General features: G+C 39.1%; 15 protein-coding genes. 8 read left to right on the top strand and 7 right to left on the bottom strand.

Annotation, left to right across the window (positions count from 1 at the left end; all coding sequences use genetic code 11):
- The first annotated feature begins 6 nt into the window (after positions 1-6).
- Positions 7-771 carry an LA_1326/LA_4305 family lipoprotein gene (locus tag ND855_RS11465; RefSeq protein WP_265358454.1) on the top strand — a complete coding sequence of 255 codons (765 nt, stop codon included), beginning with the start codon at positions 7-9 and terminating at the stop codon, positions 769-771.
- On the opposite strand, the gene ND855_RS11460 is transcribed toward ND855_RS11465, so the two are convergent.
- From ND855_RS11460 to ND855_RS11430, 7 genes are all read right to left on the bottom strand, one after another.
- Positions 760-2442 carry a DUF342 domain-containing protein gene (locus ND855_RS11460; RefSeq protein ID WP_265358453.1) on the bottom strand — a complete coding sequence of 561 codons (1683 nt, stop codon included), beginning with the start codon at positions 2440-2442 and terminating at the stop codon, positions 760-762. The two genes, ND855_RS11465 and ND855_RS11460, sit on opposite strands and share 12 nt — an antisense overlap.
- Positions 2443-3510, bottom strand: coding sequence for a glycosyl transferase (locus ND855_RS11455; RefSeq protein ID WP_265358452.1), 1068 nt, complete (start codon positions 3508-3510; stop codon positions 2443-2445).
- A complete protein-coding gene (locus tag ND855_RS11450) occupies positions 3507-4340 on the bottom strand; it encodes a TrmH family RNA methyltransferase (RefSeq protein WP_265358451.1) in 834 nt (277 codons plus the stop codon). Before ND855_RS11450 ends, ND855_RS11455 begins: the two co-directional genes overlap by 4 nt.
- A gap of 17 nt (positions 4341-4357) precedes the next feature.
- Positions 4358-5194 (bottom strand): class I SAM-dependent methyltransferase, encoded by an 837-nt coding sequence (locus ND855_RS11445; protein WP_135591292.1) that lies wholly within the window; start codon positions 5192-5194, stop codon positions 4358-4360.
- The gene (locus ND855_RS11440; RefSeq protein ID WP_265358450.1) at positions 5191-7152 is read right to left on the bottom strand and encodes a SpoIIE family protein phosphatase; all 1962 of its coding nucleotides are present in this window, start codon (positions 7150-7152) and stop codon (positions 5191-5193) included. The genes ND855_RS11445 and ND855_RS11440 overlap by 4 nt, the downstream gene beginning before the upstream one ends.
- A 16-nt stretch (positions 7153-7168) precedes the next feature.
- Entirely contained in the window at positions 7169-8458 is a 1290-nt protein-coding gene (locus ND855_RS11435) for a citrate synthase (RefSeq protein WP_265355406.1), read from the bottom strand.
- A gap of 68 nt (positions 8459-8526) precedes the next feature.
- Positions 8527-10794: a lytic transglycosylase domain-containing protein gene (locus tag ND855_RS11430; RefSeq protein WP_265358449.1), complete on the bottom strand. Its 2268-nt coding sequence runs from the start codon at positions 10792-10794 to the stop codon at positions 8527-8529.
- A 48-nt stretch (positions 10795-10842) separates the two neighbouring features.
- Between ND855_RS11430 and ND855_RS11425 the strand changes: the two genes are divergently transcribed.
- From ND855_RS11425 to ND855_RS11395, 7 genes are all read left to right on the top strand, one after another.
- Complete coding sequence (locus ND855_RS11425; protein WP_265358448.1) at positions 10843-12042, top strand: LBF_1011 family protein; 1200 nt, start codon at positions 10843-10845, stop codon at positions 12040-12042.
- Positions 12043-12816, top strand: coding sequence for a hypothetical protein (locus tag ND855_RS11420; RefSeq protein WP_108959555.1), 774 nt, complete (start codon positions 12043-12045; stop codon positions 12814-12816).
- A 68-nt stretch (positions 12817-12884) separates the two neighbouring features.
- On the top strand, positions 12885-13325 hold the full coding sequence (locus ND855_RS11415; RefSeq protein WP_002973191.1) for a bactofilin family protein: 441 nt from the start codon (positions 12885-12887) through the stop codon (positions 13323-13325).
- A complete protein-coding gene (locus ND855_RS11410) occupies positions 13326-14255 on the top strand; it encodes a PdxA family dehydrogenase (RefSeq protein ID WP_265358447.1) in 930 nt (309 codons plus the stop codon).
- 7 nt (positions 14256-14262) lie between these two features.
- The gene (locus tag ND855_RS11405; RefSeq protein WP_265358446.1) at positions 14263-14685 is read left to right on the top strand and encodes a hypothetical protein; all 423 of its coding nucleotides are present in this window, start codon (positions 14263-14265) and stop codon (positions 14683-14685) included.
- A gap of 15 nt (positions 14686-14700) precedes the next feature.
- Positions 14701-15822, top strand: coding sequence for a DegT/DnrJ/EryC1/StrS aminotransferase family protein (locus ND855_RS11400; protein WP_265358445.1), 1122 nt, complete (start codon positions 14701-14703; stop codon positions 15820-15822).
- Entirely contained in the window at positions 15822-16592 is a 771-nt protein-coding gene (locus ND855_RS11395) for a hypothetical protein (protein ID WP_238760678.1), read from the top strand. The genes ND855_RS11400 and ND855_RS11395 overlap by 1 nt, the downstream gene beginning before the upstream one ends.
- The last annotated feature ends 5 nt before the right edge of the window (positions 16593-16597 follow it).

Here is a 16597-nt window from a genome sequence, read left to right as displayed (position 1 = left end):
ACTAATATGAAATTCTTTTCACTCCTTCTACCATTTTTCCTTTTGATCGGTTTTTTACAATCCTGTGCCTCTGGAGTTAAATCGAGATCCTTACTCTTTCGAAGTAATGAGTTTGCGATTTATACAGTTGCAAGGGACAAAATCAATTTAAAACAAGAAACCTCAGTTGCCAAAACATTCGCTCACCCAGTAGAACTTACGGAAGATAAAATTTTAGACCTACTCGGTAATATTCGATTCCGAGAAGAGAGTTCCTATGGAGATGTGAACCAATACATCTTTGAAGAAAAAGAAATCAAAGAGTTTGCTCTCGATTTGGTGGATGGATTACAAAAATTAAAACCAGACCAACTATTACTTGTGATCTCAAAATACAACCCAGTGAAATCTGTGGTTTCTCATTACTCAAGAACTGCGTTTTATATTTGGTCAACAGACACATCCATTGAGATTTTATTTGGCGAATTACAAAAAGAAATCTCTTATGATGAACAAGGGAATTATTTTGATTGGTCAAACATCCCTGATATCCCTTTTGAACATTTCCCTCAATCTACTTATGTTTTACAAGGACAGGGTTTTAGTTTTAAAAAGGTAGGCGGGTTTCGTAACCGCCACTGGCTTGTGTTTGATAAAACCGACTTGTCGAAATTGAAATTTGAAAAACGAAAAAAAAATTCGAATGAAATTTCTAACTCAGTGGATGCGGATATGAAAGCAGATAAAAAAATATCTCGAGATGAAGAGGATGGAGTGTTATTAGAGGAGTAAGTCATCCTCTTTTCGAATCACATTTCGTTCTGTTTGAATAGAACCATCGGTTCCTAAATAAAATTTCGTCTTTCCGACAAGTGAACTCATTCCCATCCGGTAATTTTTCCCTGCACCAAAACTCAAGTCCACACCTGGGTATACTTCTCGTTCAACGTCTACAAAGGCATCTGGATTTGGTTCATAGGATCCTAGTGCAGTTTCAAACTGTTTGATTTGAGTTTCTAAAACTTTTGTAAATTTATCATTGGCATCTTTTAATTTGGTGATGGTATCTTTTTCTTCTTGGCTCAGTTCTTTTTTTTGGCTTTTTTCCACAAGTTTTGTGAGTGTGAGTTGGACTTTATGAAGGGTGATTTCTTTTTCTGAAATTTCTTTTTTCATTCGGTTGAGCTCATCTAAGAGTTCAGGTGGAGTACCGATGGCTACCTTGGTTTTCGTTTCGACGACAGCACCGAGTTTCGCACAAGTGAGTGAATTTCCTGCAATGATGGTTCCTCCAATCACTTCTCCACGACCACCGATCACACGGATAAAATCCTTTGCTGAAATTTCCGAGTGCATCACAGCTTCTTCGACAAAAATAGAACCTTGGGCTGTGAGTTTTCCTTGTTCTACAAATTTGGCGTAAATATTTCCTTCTGATTCGATGTAACCTTCTCCTCGGCCCATAAAACCACCAGAAAGGACAATGTCACCTTTGGCTTTGAGAAAGGCTTTTCCAACAGAGTTACGAATGATGATACTGCCACTGGTTGTAAGACTAAATCCGTCTCCAATTTTTTCTTCCACAATGATGGTACCAGGAAAATCAATATTCCCAGTGGAATAATCCACAGCTTCTAATTGGATCACTTCATCTACTTTGATTTCCCATGCTGCTGATAGAACAGGACGACCTGCAATTTTAGCGTACAGTTTGTCCTCTTTCAGTTCTACATTTGGTCCAAGGATCCATTCGACAATTTTTTCTTCTTGGTAGGGTAGGATGGTGCCTGTAACTGTTTTGCCAAACTCACCTTTTTTCGGTGGGATTTTTTCAGCGATTAAGTCACCCGGTTTAACGGATTGGATGACACCAATGTTTTTATAATTGATTCTTCCATGTTCATCTTCTTCTAACTGTGGTTTGTTGTCAGATCGGAAGTAAATTTTAATTTCACCATCTTTGCCAGGGATCGGTTGGACACCTCTTGCAATGATATACGGTACAAAAAATTCAGGATTTTTGATTTGGTTTTGGATGACAGAATCGATGATCCCAACTGAAATTCCGACGGCTGCGATTTGTTCCCTTAATTGGTATTCGGTAAGGAGTGGCCCACCATGTTTCGGAGGGTGGAGTACCATTTTTGCTTCCATACCATCATCGGAAACACTGATGTCTGCATAAGAGGGAACTGGATCCCCTTTGGACCATGTTCCAATTTCTACTGGTTTTCCATCGGCAAGCACTACGATTTTTTTTAATTGTTCGGTTTGGTAACCTTCGACTCCGAAGAGTTGCACACGTGCAAGGACATCTTTGTATTCTACTTTTTTGCCTTTTGCACCAGGTTTGGTGATTTTTAATATGGCTTTTCCATTGGAATTTTCGATTTGGAAATAACCATTTTCGGATGCTTCCAAGTCTTGTAAGATTCGATCGGTATAAGAGTCAGGGCCTGGCATTTATGTATATTCTAACAAATGACGAACCACATCTTCTTCACCATTTGTTTTTAGTTCCGATTTGGGAGTCATTCCATCCACTGTTCTCATGTATGCCAGGGCTTCTTCAAATTCACAAGAAATAATTTTTTCTAACGGCAAATAGACCGATTGAAAATACAAATCAAGAGCACCAACGAGATAAAGATACTCGCTGAAGTCTCCACGATCTGTATAAAGAATTGGAGTTTTTGCATAATAACATTCTGCTAAAATTCCATACCCAGGTTTTGTACAAACAAAATCAGAAGCTGCCACCAAATCCGGGTAATGTGAGACTTCAGGTACCAAAATTCCATCAGATTGAATGCCAGGAACTCCAAACGCAACAAGTTGGATATGATTAGGCAATAAATCTGTATGTAACCTATGTCCTTCTAAACCGTAAGCTCCAAAGGAAAGCAGGATATAAGTGATTTCATCTCGGAACCCAAATTGTTTACGAGCCATCTCCTTCGATAGAGTTGGTTTTCTCCCAACAAGACCGATACTCGATCGTTCTAAAAAATTGGGCATAGGGCATTGAAAAGGTAAAACCAGAGCCTCTGTAACAAACCCATATTCCACTTCCAAATGGTCGCTCAAATTTCCGAAGTAAGAATCGGATTTTGCATAATTACGATAAATAAAATCCCATGTAAAATTTCCAATGAAGACACTGGGAATCCCTGTTTCCAATGCAATTGTAATCGGGAAGGAAGAACTATCGGTAAGGATCAGAGAGATTTTGTGATCCTTACAGTATTTGGTTTCTTCCTTTAATAAAATGGATTTGGATTTTTCAAATTGGATCAGTTCCTCTTTTGTGGTTTCAATGTCTATGGAAAGTGAATCTTTTTGTGAGATACCTACATCTAATTTGAGAGAACGCAGTTTTAATTTGGGATGTTCATAGTCGATAAAACCGATACGGGTGCTTATTAAATGGATTTCTTCAATGAAATCTTCGTTTAATAACCGTTTAATGATGCTCCCCGAGCGACTAATATGTCCGAACCCATGGCCTGATATATAATAATAGAGTTTCATTTGGATCTTTGGCGGATGGATTCGTACAAAACAATTCCACAGGACATAGCTAAATTGAGAGAATCTGCTTCACCGAGCATGGGAAGGTATAATGTTGTATCTGCGAGTTCTTTAGCAATCGGACTCAGACCATACTGTTCACTGCCAAACAAAAAAACAGATTTTTCTTTCATGTCCACTGAACTGTATAAGGTTTTCCCTTCTGGTGTGACCGCATACCGTTTGTATCCTATGTTATGAAATTCAGATAAAACTTCCTTTAAGTCTCCGATGTATACAGGGAGTGTGAAAATAGTTCCAGTGCTTGCTCGGACCACATTGGGATTAAATAAATCAATCCTTGGGTCTGTTACAATCACAAGTCCAACACCAGCACCTTCAGCAGTCCGAAGGATGGTGCCAAGATTCCCTGGTTTTTCGACACCTTCGATGATGAGGATGGGATTGGTTTGGATGGAACTAAATTGTTCCCATGGAATATTTGCATTTGGTGTGTCTGCAACAGCAATGAGACCATCAGGCCGATCTCGATAGGATATCTTTTCAAATATTTTTCTTGGTAATTCGTAAATCGGACAACGAAGGGACGAAATGAGTTCTTCCTCATTTTCTCCTAAAAAACATTCGGGAGAAACGAATAGACTCGTAATCTTTACCGGCAAACAAGGGATAGGTGAATTTTGATTCCCTGTGATGGCTTTTTTGATTTCTCTATAACCTTCGATGAAAAATTTTTTTTCTTCATCTCTGTTCCTTTTTTCTTTGAGGCCGCTGACCCATTTGACCTTTGGGTTTGAGAAACTTGTGATGTTGAATCGTTGTTGTTTCATAGAAGGCAAAGTGGAACTTATGATTTTTTAAAAAATGTACAAAAACCTGCAGGGTATTTTTTTCCTGAAGTTTCTGGGATATAAAGTTCAGTGGTTTCGTAATTCCCTTTGGTTTTGATCCGAGAAGAAAGAATTCGTTCTAAGGTGAGTGGGCTAAAACCTTGGCTATGGCAACTGAGTATGACAAATTCTGGTTTGGAGTCAGAGAGTTCCATCAGTGCATCCATAAGCTCTGATAAGTTTTCTTCAATTTTCCAAACTTCTCCTTTGGAACCACGACCAAAACTGGGTGGGTCTAGGATGAGGCCTTGGTATTTTTTTCCACGTTTGATTTCACGACGGATGAACTTCATCACATCATCTACGATCCAACGGACTGGTTTGGAATCGAGTCCTGAAAGTTTTGCATTTTCCCTTGCCCAGTCCACCATACCTTTCGATGCATCCACATGGCAAACACTCATGCCTGCATCAAGGCAAGCCAGTGTGGATCCACCAGAATAGGCGAATAAATTTAATACTTCGAGGCCTTGTTTTTTTTTGCCAATCTCTCGGATCCGGTTCCAATTGGTTTCCTGTTCTGGGAAAAGACCAATATGACCAAAGGGAGTGAGTTTGATTTTGAAAGTTAAATTCGAAAATTCAATGGTGAAACTTTCTGGAACTTTTTTTTGGAAATTCCAATGTCCTGAGCCAGAATCATTTTTAATATAAGTGGCATGTAAGTCTTTCCAGATCCCAGGAGTTTCTTTGCCATAGGCGGAAGTAGGGGAGGATCGTTGCAGTTTGTAACCGCCCACAATTTCTAATTTGGATAGGTCACCGGAATCCAATAATTCGTAACTTTTTGTCATACCAATTCCAGAAAAATAAAGGTTAGGTCGTCCTCCCAGTCTTTTATTTCTCGATTTGAAAATGACTCCAACTCTTGGATGAGTTTTCCCTTAAACAAATGGTTGGGAAGTTCACGGTTTGTTTTTAAAAAATCGATAAGGCCTGCATCACCGAACATATTTCCTTTGGGATCAAAACATTCCAGGACCCCATCACTCAAAAGTAAAATGCGGTCTTTCGGGAAAACGGGATATGTGATTTCATCAATTTGGATTTCAGGGAACACACCTATAATTTTCCCTTTGGGATGGACTTTGATGATTTCTCCACTTGCCCTTTGTAAAAATGCACTCGGGTGACCTGCACGTCCAAACCTCCATACATTTGTAGAACTATTTAAATACAAATAGGAAGCAGTCACATATTGAGGAGAACAGTTTCCGTATAAAACTCGATTCATTCCTTCTAACACCTGTTTTGGGGATGAAATCGAATCTTTTTGCGTTGTAAAAGCAACTTTACCCATCGCTGAAATGAGAGAAGCAGGAATTCCATGACCAGATACATCACATAAAACAATTCCTAGTTCGTATTGATTGGGAGAGTGGTATTCATAAAAATCCCCACCTACATCTTTCATCGGTTGGATGTAAATTTGGATTTGTAATCCTTTGACATCTGGATTTGTTTTGGGAAGGGATTGCATGAGAATGTCACGAGAAATTTTCCGTTCCCTTCTAAGGCTTGTGACTTGGGCAAGAGCCAAATCTTTCTCTTGGCGGAGTAATTGGATTCGATCTGCCAAAGCAAATGCAAATAATGTGATATCAGCAAGGGATGCGATGGGAAATAACATCTCTTCTAAAAATGAATTACTTGGTAAAATTCCAAACTTGAGTAAACCATATACGATACATGTTAAGAGTAATAAAAAAAATGCGATTGAGATATAATAAAAAGACCTGATACGTTTTTTTAATCCCCAAACCAACATACCAAATAAAGTAATACAAATACTAACTGATAACCAACTCACACCGATTGATGCTTCAGCGATTCCACCAAACAAAGCGATACAAACATTAAATAAAGAGAAGGCACCTAAAAGTTGATACAACCTAGTTGTCCTAGGTAAGCGTACTTTGATTTTTAAAAAATTAGCTGTGAATAATACGAAGAAAAAAAGGCAAATACTAAAAAAGACAGGGATACCGACTCGTTTCCAATAATACGAATTTGGAACAAAAAAGTATCCCCAAAATCCAAGGAGGGATAATTGGCCGAGTCCAAAAAAGAAAACATATCCTATATAGAAAAAATAACTTTTGTCTCTGACAAAAAATGCGATTGCTAAATTGTATAAAATGATAATTCCTAAACTTCCAAAAAATAATCCATAAACCCATTGGTTTAAATAATCTTCTCTTTGAAGGTTCCTTTGGTTTGTGAAAACAATTGAAAACTGTAAGGAGATATCGGATTTGATTGCTATTAGTATGGTTTCTTTTTGGTGTCCCAAACGAAACACAAAATTCCTATGTGGGAATTCTCTTTGGAACATAGGTTGTAAATGCCCAGATTTAGAAACAATGAAACTGTCTCCATCATGTTTATGATACAATTCCACCAAATCGATATTATGTGCCTGAATTAATAGAAGAGGGAATTTTGTTGGATTGGGAAATTTTTCTGGATCAAGTCGTAACCATAATGTTCCTTTTAAGAAACCAAAATTGACAAATTCATCTTGGACTTGTTGAAACTTTCCCTCTTTTAATACGGAGTCGACTCCCGTATTCGATTTTGTATCGATCCAATAACTAAATTCCTTTGTTGCAATATATTTTTCCCCAATATCTTCCTTATCCACGGAATAAACAGGAAAGTTGAGAAAGAAAAAAACTTGGAATAGGAAAGTGATTTTGAAAAAGGATGACTTCAATGGTAGGTAGGGACAAGGGAAAACTCCCTTGTCCATTTTTGTTAGTATCGTCTTACGCTTGTTTTTTTGCTGTTTCGTAAGAAATTTCTTTTGGACCAGTGTAAATTTGTCTTGGACGACCAATTTTTAAATTCGGGTCTTCAATCATTTCTTTCCATTGTGCAATCCAGCCAGGTAATCTTCCCATAGCAAACATCACAGTGAACATGTTTGTAGGAATTCCGAGTGCCCTATAAATGATACCGGAATAGAAGTCTACGTTCGGATAGAGTTTTCTTTCGACAAAGTATGGATCATTGAGAGCTGCTTCTTCCAATTCTTTTGCGATGTCAAGGAGTGGGTCTTTGATTCCAAGTTTGTTTAACACTTTGTCACAAGCAACTTTGATGATTTTGGCACGTGGGTCAAAGTTTTTGTAAACACGGTGACCAAATCCATTCAATCGGAAACTGGAGTTTTTGTCCTTGGCTTGTTCTACGATTTTTTTCACAGACAAACCACTTTTTTTAATCCCTTCTAACATCTCCAAAACTTCTTGGTTGGCTCCACCATGGCGAGGCCCCCACAGAGCAAGGATCCCTGCAGAAATGGCACCATACAAGTTTGCAAGTGATGACCCTACAAGACGTACAGTAGAAGTAGAACAGTTTTGTTCATGGTCTGCGTGAAGGATGAGGAGTAAGTTGAGTGCAGAAACAATCTCCGGATCGATGTGATAGTCTTCTGCAGGAACAGCAAACATCATATTGAGAAAGTTAGATGCATAATCCAATTCGTTTAACGGATGGATGATAGGTTGGCCAATCGACTTTTTATACGCATACGCCGCGATGGTTGGGAATTTTGCAAGTAGGCGAATGATGGAAATTTCTCTATGTTCCTCATTCATTGGATCATAACTATCTTGGTAGTAAGTAGACAAACAACCCATCATACAAGACATGATCGCCATCGGGTGTCCATCTTTTGGAAATCCATTGAAGAGACGTTTGAGGTCTTCATGGATCATTGTATGTTTCGTGATTGAACTATTCCATTCTTTGAGTCTGGCATCATTTGGAAGTTTTCCATAAATGAGTAAGTGAGCAACTTCGGTAAAGGTTGACTTTGCTGCTAAATCTTCAATGGGAATTCCGCGGTATCTTAAAATTCCTTTTTCCCCATCCAAAAAGGTGATTTCACTTGTACATGCACCTGTATTTAAATAACCGGAATCAATCGTAACATAACCTGACAATTGGCGGAGTTTTGTAATATCAATTGCCTTCTCGTCTTCACTTCCCGCTACAATCGGAAGTTCATACTCTTTTCCATCCACTTTCAGAATAGCCTTTTCGGACATATCTTCTCCTGTATATCTCTGTCTATTTCAAAGAATAGACAGGGGAAAGGGAGGGGAAAAGCCATTTTTTACAACTTGTGGTATTTTTTCATGATATCGTATGCGTAGTAATTCGAAACCACAATGCGACAATAGTCCCTTGATTCTTTGTAAGGTAAGTCTTCCAGAAAATGATTAAAATCACCGGAGTAGACAGATTTTTTCCATTTTCGTAAATTCCCAGGTCCACCGTTGTAAGCAATGGATGCCCATTTCAATTCATTCCCATTCGATTTGAGTAAATAGGCTAAAAATTTTGTTCCCAACCGAATGGAAGTATCTGGTTCGTAGAGTGAGTAAGACGAAATTCCCATCCTTTGGGCAAGTTCTCTTCCTGTGGCCGGCATGATTTGCATAAGACCACGAGCGTTCGACCTCGATGTTGCCGTTTCCTTAAAAAAGGATTCTTGGCGCATCAGTGCATATATATTGTCTTCTGAGATTCCGTTTTCATTCGCGTACTTGGAGACTAAATTTTGGTGAGGCCTTGGATACATCCGAACAGAAAGGGAAGTGGGAAGTAAAATCGGATCGTCTGGGATGAGGTAACGTTTGAGTAAAGACCTTGTATGAAATGCCGAATAATAGGTGTTACGCGTAAGGTCTCCGATTCCAACTAAAATTTCATCTTTTTCATCTTCGGATAAATTTTCTCTTTTGACATGGAAGTTGACTAGATGGAGACCCAGGCTATCTTCTCCCACGCGGAAGTATTCTTTGGCTAGGTTCAAAAGTTTATGGCCTTGGATCCTTGAACTCATTCCTCCCAATTTGTTTCCGAGTTCATAAGAGTCCTTTGGATACACAAAACCTAAATTACGGCCAATGAGGGCACTTGATTCTTCCGGAATACCAGCTGTGTAGGACAGATACTCAAATAAATATTCTTTGTTGTAAGTTGGATTTTCTGGTTTATTGGATTCTTTAATGGTCGATAAAAACTCTTCTCTGATCACACGAGTGTAATAGGAACCTGGGCAAAGTGCATAGTATCGTTTTAATTCTTTTTTAAATCGTTCCGTTTCTCCGTTTTCTTTTAAGGAACGTAAATACCAATACACAAGCCTTCCTTTGACAGGTAAGTTTGGAATTTCAGCGAGAGCTCTTTCAAATTTGGCAAGTGGTGCATATTGTGATTTTTCACCTTTACGATCGACTAAGTATTCGATCAGTCGGTCTTGGTAAAATAAGTTAAAAGGGTATTTGCCTAAGTATAAAATAAGATTTTCAAAATAGAGTTCTTTCTCACCTAACCTGTCGTAGGAAGCAGCGAGCACACGGTAATACCCAGCATCTTTTCCTGGAAAGGTTTTTAAAAGTTCGATGGCTTGTTGGAATTTGTTTTGTTGGTATAAAGTGTCAGCAAGTGCGACAATCCAAGACGAGTCCATATCTACGAAGGCTTTATTGGCGCGTAAAACTCGAAATAGTTCATTTGTTTTTCCTACTTTGGTCAGGACAGAAGTTAGGTGTTTAAAACCTTCGTAATAATTCAGACGGCTAGAAAAAAGTTCAGGTCTTGAGCGAAACAAAGCTTCTTTGTCATTTGAATTGATGGCAGGTAAAAATAATGTGAGCTCTGATGGACTTAATTGTAAAATACTACCACTCCCTTTGTATTTACCCCAATCGGATGCGATCATTTGCACGGTTTGGTCTTGGAGTCCTTCTTTTTGTAAACAACCAAGCCATTCTTCTGTAGCACCTTTTTCGTCACCTAAAATCAGTTTTGCTTTTCCATATCGATACAAACTATCACCCGTTAAAAGGTAACGTTTGTGAGAATCTTGGATGGATTGGACTTTATCTAAAATTTCCTTCCATTGGTTGTTCGAGGCAAGTAATCGGATTTGTTCATCCAATACTTTTCGACAAATCGGATCTTCTTCCATATTGAGCCGATTCAAAAACTGAATCCGTTCGATTGGAGTTAAAAAGTTTTTTGCTGTGATCTCGTTGTATAATTTCCAATAACTCAATTTGAAAAGAGTGGTTTGGAAAGGCATGGTTTGCGTGAGAATCTTCCTTACTTCTTCTTCATTTGCATCAGTGACAAATACACCTCGGATGAGAGATAACAAATACCGAAATCGTTTCTCCTTGTCTCCGTTAGGTGATTTTTCATGGAATTCAATGAGAGTGTATACTTCACTTTCCCTGGATGGAGATGTATTTCTGAAATGAGATTCAATTTCTCCCCATTGGTGGGATTTGATTAGATACTGAAGGTCTGTTTCGGCAAGTAATGATGTTGTGAAAAAGAGAAGAATTCTACTTGCTAACCAAAAATGCCTCATGCATACTTCCTATGATTACGAATTTAGAGAGGGAAGGTTCCCCTCCTTATGAGCTTACAAACAGAATACAAACTGCGCTGGCCAGAATACAGAATCGAATTCCATCCAACGGAAGAAATCCCTAAAAAAGTTTCTCTCCAGGAGTTATGGCCAGACCTACGTGCCTTTTTTTCAGGTTACCAGTCTCGTTTTGCAAACTATCTCTTCTATTTATCGACCGATTTCTCTGGGGGGTTCAGCCTTTGTTCGGTTCTTTCCGAAAATGATGCGAGCTTTCGTTTCCACGATCCTGTTTTACAATCACCTACGGCTTTCCCCAAAACAAGTTTGGAACTGATTTGGAAACTCTGCCAAAACCGTGAATTTGAGGAAATGGAACGAGAGGATTGGGAACTCATTGGTTATGGACTTTTGTATGAAGGAAATGTTCCTGAATTCCGGAAATGGGTTCTCACCACAAAAGAGTTTTTTGGGCAAACCGATGACAACCGTCGTTTTTTAACCCTACTTGGTTGGGAATATTCTGAGGTTCCATTTGAGAACTCCATCTTGCATATGTTAGTTGAATATGCAAAAGGCAAATTCGAAAAAATCCATTTTCCAACATTGGTGGATGCTGCATTACAAGAGTCACATTGGCAACTTATAGGTGTATTGTTCCATGCCATTGAACTTGGTTTGTTACCTGAAAAGGAAGCATTTCGTGTTTGGAAGTTTATGATTGGATTTTATGAAGAATGGGAAACTTGGGAAAAAGAAAAGTTCCAGTGGGTATCTTTTGGAAAAATTCCTCCTTTTTCTGCACTTCGGTATGCAAAACGTTATTTGCCTCATTCTGTTTTTTTGAAATACCAAACGGACTTAGAGACTGAACTACGCGGGGATTGGATGAGTGGTAATGAGTTTGGGTATGAACTCACACATACAATGAACCCGTGTATTGATACCGTGGTAAGGTTTAAGAATGAAGGGGAAGAGTTTGAAAGGGAACTAACATCTGAATATAATTTAAAACCGTATTCGTATCTGATCCCGTTACAACTTGCTTGTATCCAGTTTGTGAAAAAAGAATATGATCAGTTTTTAAAACTCTATCAAAAATCAGGTAGGCTTAAACACTTACCATTGGCTCTCAATCTGTATTGGAGAGTTTTATTAGCAAAAGGGGATAATACTTTAAGTTCTGCCATCAAACGTTCATTAGAGAATGGTCATGAGTCCATCACATTACCGGAAGGTTGGGAATAAATGCCTCTTACGCAAGAACAGATCATGGAACTCTCCAAATTGCAGAAAATGCTAAGGAATTTGGAGAAAATTGAACGTAATGCTAAAAACGATCTTCAAAAAGAACGTGTAGCCTTTGACATCGAACGTTACAGACGTCGTATGCAAGAAGTTTCTCCGGATGGAATTCCAGATAACTTGGAACAAACCATGCGGAATGCAAAAACGAGAGAAGAAAATCCAGAAAACCTCAAACACAAAATCATTTCACAATACCCTGTGATGAAAATCACTCCCAATTCCAATGATAGTGAAATCAACCAAATTGGAACTCTCATCAATATTATGGATTTGGAATACATTCCAATCCTTGGGGATGCTCATATCAAATTTGACTATTCCCATGCAACAGAACGTGACTCTGTATTAAAATATATGGAGAACCTTCGTAGGAATATGAAGATCCTTGTGGAAACAATTGAGGAGTATGCGGCAGCAGACAAACAAGAGTTTCGCGAACAGCTCTCTCGGATGAAAAACAAACAATCTAGGATTTTCATTGCTGAGTCATTTGAGACCTTGGGTAAGTTCCGCGACTTCCTTGTTGCCGTAAACAATGACATAAAAGATGGAAACAATGTCATTATGAACATGGAAGAACCAATCAAATTTAATCCACGTTTTGAAAAGGCAACGGTTTTAGAAGGTCGTTCCATTATGGAAGGACTCCGAGAATTTGAGGAATTTGCCGAGGAAGCATGTGATTTGATTCGTCTCCCGTCGTTTCGAAAGTAAAAAAACCTTTTCATTCCTAGGGGGAAAGAGGACACTGTGAAAAATCACATACACGGACTCGCAAACGCATGGCATTAGTCAAAAATCAGACCGAAGTTACCAATTCAACTATTGGTGAGAATTCTTACTTCAACGGAAAATTCTTCATCAATGGATCTCTCAAAATTGACGGTAAATTCGAGGGAAAATCCCTCCAAGCCGAACACCTCTACATCGGGGTAACTGGAAAGGTCAAAACCAATATTACAGCTGCGAGTGTGATCGTAGAAGGGATTGTGGTAGGGAACGTAACGGCTAGAAACCGCGTGATGCTCCTTCCTACTTCTAAAATCCTTGGGGACATCAAAACTCCCGAACTCATCATCCAAAACGGGGTGATCTTAGAAGGTCGTTGTATGATTTCGAATGACCTCAAACACAGTGCAAAAGACCTCATCGAATTGGAATACTCCAAAGACTCACTCAGTGTAGAAAAGATTTTTGGGAAACAACCAAACGCCAAAGAATAATTGAAAACCATCTTCATTTCGGAAGGGGACCCGACGAGTATCAATTACGAACTTTTGGGTTCTTCCTTCCCACTCTTAACATCTTTAGGAAAACACCACCGCATTTACCTCATCCGAGGGCCTCACAACCAAACCCTTTCCAAGGCCAAACAGCTCACAAAACCCGTAGACGAACCTGGATTTTATTCGATTTCCTGGGGGACTGGAAAACCCAAATCCTTTGTCCTTGGGAAACCATCCAAAACCTCAGGGAGAATGGCTTACGACTCGCTCCTTGCGGCCATCGACTTCCAAAAACAATTTGGCGGTGACCTCATCACTCTCCCTCTCTCCAAAGAGTGGGTTCAAAAAGCTGGGGTGAGGGGATTTCGTGGTCATACGGAAACTTTGGCAGAGGCTTACAAACGACCTACCTTTATGATGATGTCTGGGGAGAGGCTGAATGTGATTCCCTTAACCACTCACGTCCCCTTGAAGGATGTTGTGAAAGAACTAAAATCATTCGATTGGAAAGAACTAAAGAATGCAATCCTTCGATCTCCTTACCTAAACCAACCTAGCATCGGTTACCTTGGCTTAAACCCACATGCAGGAGAAGGGGGAAAAATTGGCACTGAAGAAACCACAATTCTAAAAACGGGAGTTGGTGTTCTCAGAAAGGCAAAATTGACAGTGGAAGGTCCACTTTCTGCAGATTCTGCATTTTTACCAGGAGCCAAACTGTACGATTTGTATTTGGCAGGTTACCATGACCAAGGCCTCATCCCATTTAAATTGCTTGAAGGAAAGAAGGGTGTGAATATAACCTTAGGTCTGGATTTCACACGAGTGTCCCCTGACCATGGAACTGCCTTTGGCATTGCCGGAAAAGGATGTGCTGATCCCACGGGACTCATCTCCTGTTTAGAACGACTTGTGGAGACAAAATAAAACCAATATGACTCTTTTGGAAACCTTAGCTTTTCCCGTTTTATTCATTTGGTTTGTGGGACTTCTTCTCACTTTTTTTCGAAAGGACCTTGAACCACATTGGAAGTTCTTTTTCTTTCTTGTGTTCTGTTTTTACCTCGTTCAATTTTTCCCTGAGTTTTGGCTCGGGGTCACTCGTTGGAAGGAAAACCCCAAAGGAGAAGTGCTCCAGTGGATTTCTGCCATGGGGAATTCCATTTATGTGTTTTTGTTTTTTTTATGGCCCCTTGTCCTCATACGAATTTATTATTCTGCATCCAATAATTTAAGTAAAACCTTGATTCCAACACTTGCCTATGGGACGGTTCTGTATTGGGCATTATTTTTTCTTTGGACCTTGTATTCAAAAGAGTTCAATGAATGGCTTCATCAAATATTTGCAAATAAGTAAAGAAAAGGGCGAACAATGGCAGTTCCATTTATAGATATCAAACGATTTGAACCAGGATTTTTGGACACCTGGAATGAAAAAGTAAAGTCCATGTCAGAAAACGCACAATTCATTGGCGGAAATGAAGTGACTGATTTAGAAACAAACCTTGCCACTTGGGCAGAGACCAAATATGCGATTGGTTGTGCGAATGGAACCGATGCCTTACAACTTGCGTTACGCGCTGTTGGAGTTGGTCGTGGTGATAAAGTATTATTACCAGACTCTACTTTTTGGGCAACCTTCGAAGCGGTTGTAAATGTGGGAGGAGATCCTTACACTGTGGATACAAACCCAGTGGATTTACAAATGGATTTCCAAGTGTTCCAAGAAGCGGTCGAAAAAGTAAAACCAAAGGCAGCTCTTGTTGTTCATTTATACGGATGGGGAACTGCAAAGATTGAAGAACTCCGTAAGTTCTGCAAAGAAAAAAATGTAGCCCTCATTGAAGACGGTGCACAGTGTTTTGGTGTCAAACACAATGGAAAATCTCTCTACAAAGAGGCACTGATCTCAACAACTTCCTTTTACCCTGCGAAGGTGTTAGGTGCTGCAGGTGATGGTGGTGCTGTATTCACAAATGATGAAGAATTATCTGTTGTTACAAGACGACTTGTGAACCACGGAAGAACTTCACATTACGAACACGGACTTGTAGGTTGGAACTCAAGACTTGATTCGTTACAAGCAGCATTTCTCAATCTCTCACTAAAACACTTACAAAAAAGAATCGAATCACGAAAGTCTTCACAAAACATCTATTATAAGGAATTACCAGGACTTGGGATTGGAGTGATCCAACCACCAAAAGGGTATGATGAAAATGGATACTGTAACGTCACTTTGGTGGATCCAGAAGTTCGTCCCAAAATAGAAGCCGTCTTAAAAGAAAAAGGAATTGGTTTTGGAAATATCTATCCAGGTGCAATGTCAGACCAACCTGGGGCTAAACCATACCTCATTGAACGATTTGGAAACGAAGGAAATGCTCGCCGGATTTCAAAATCAGTTCTCAACTTTCCTCTCTTTGCTTATATGACAAGTTCGGAAATGGATGAAGTGTTGAGTGCGATCAAGGCGTATAACGCTAGTAAATAATGGAAAAACTTCGGGTAGGAGTCTTTTTATTCTTTTTACTCATCCTTGCGGTGTTAACTTTTAGTTTGTCTAAAAGTTGGCGCCTCTATGATGGTGGTTATGAAGTGACTGTGGAGAACCCAGAGTCAAAAGAAAAAGACACCTCACCTGAACCTACTGACAGTTTAGATTTAGAAGATGGGAATGGTAAAATTTATTGGAAACAATACTTTATCTACCCACATGGGCTTGTGACCGAATCAGGTGGATTTGGACCTGATGGCATTTTAACACATGCGCGTAATTTATATTCGATTAGTTTGAAGGATGGGAAAATCCAAAAACTTTTCCCTCATGATGTCTATATTTGGGATTTTTTTGTGGGAGAGTTTTCTAAAAAATCAGTGGCCAACACCATTGATGATCCAAAGGAAGATGTCCTACAAATTGAGAAAAAACTTTTGATCTTCGCTGTGACAGAAGATAGCAATTTGGATGGAGTTCTCAATTACAAAGACCACAAATTTGTGTATCTCTTTGATCCAGAAACAAATAAATTAGATTCCGTATTACCGCAAGGGTATCATTTCAGAAAACTTTTATTTAATTCTTTGAGAAATCACCTAACTTTGATTTTGGGAAATAATCCAGAACCTCAACCAAAAAATGTTAGGAAAAAACTCCCTGAACCAAACATCAAACTTCATGTATATGATTATGATGTAATCACGACAAAAGGAATCTTAAGTGGTTCATTAGAATCCCTGACAACTTCTGAACAAAACCAGTAAACGAA

The organism is Leptospira paudalimensis (assembly GCF_026151345.1).
GTDB lineage: Bacteria > Spirochaetota > Leptospiria > Leptospirales > Leptospiraceae > Leptospira_A > Leptospira_A paudalimensis.
Note: the sequence above shows the minus strand (reverse complement) of the source record. Positions and strands in the feature narration are given on the sequence as shown.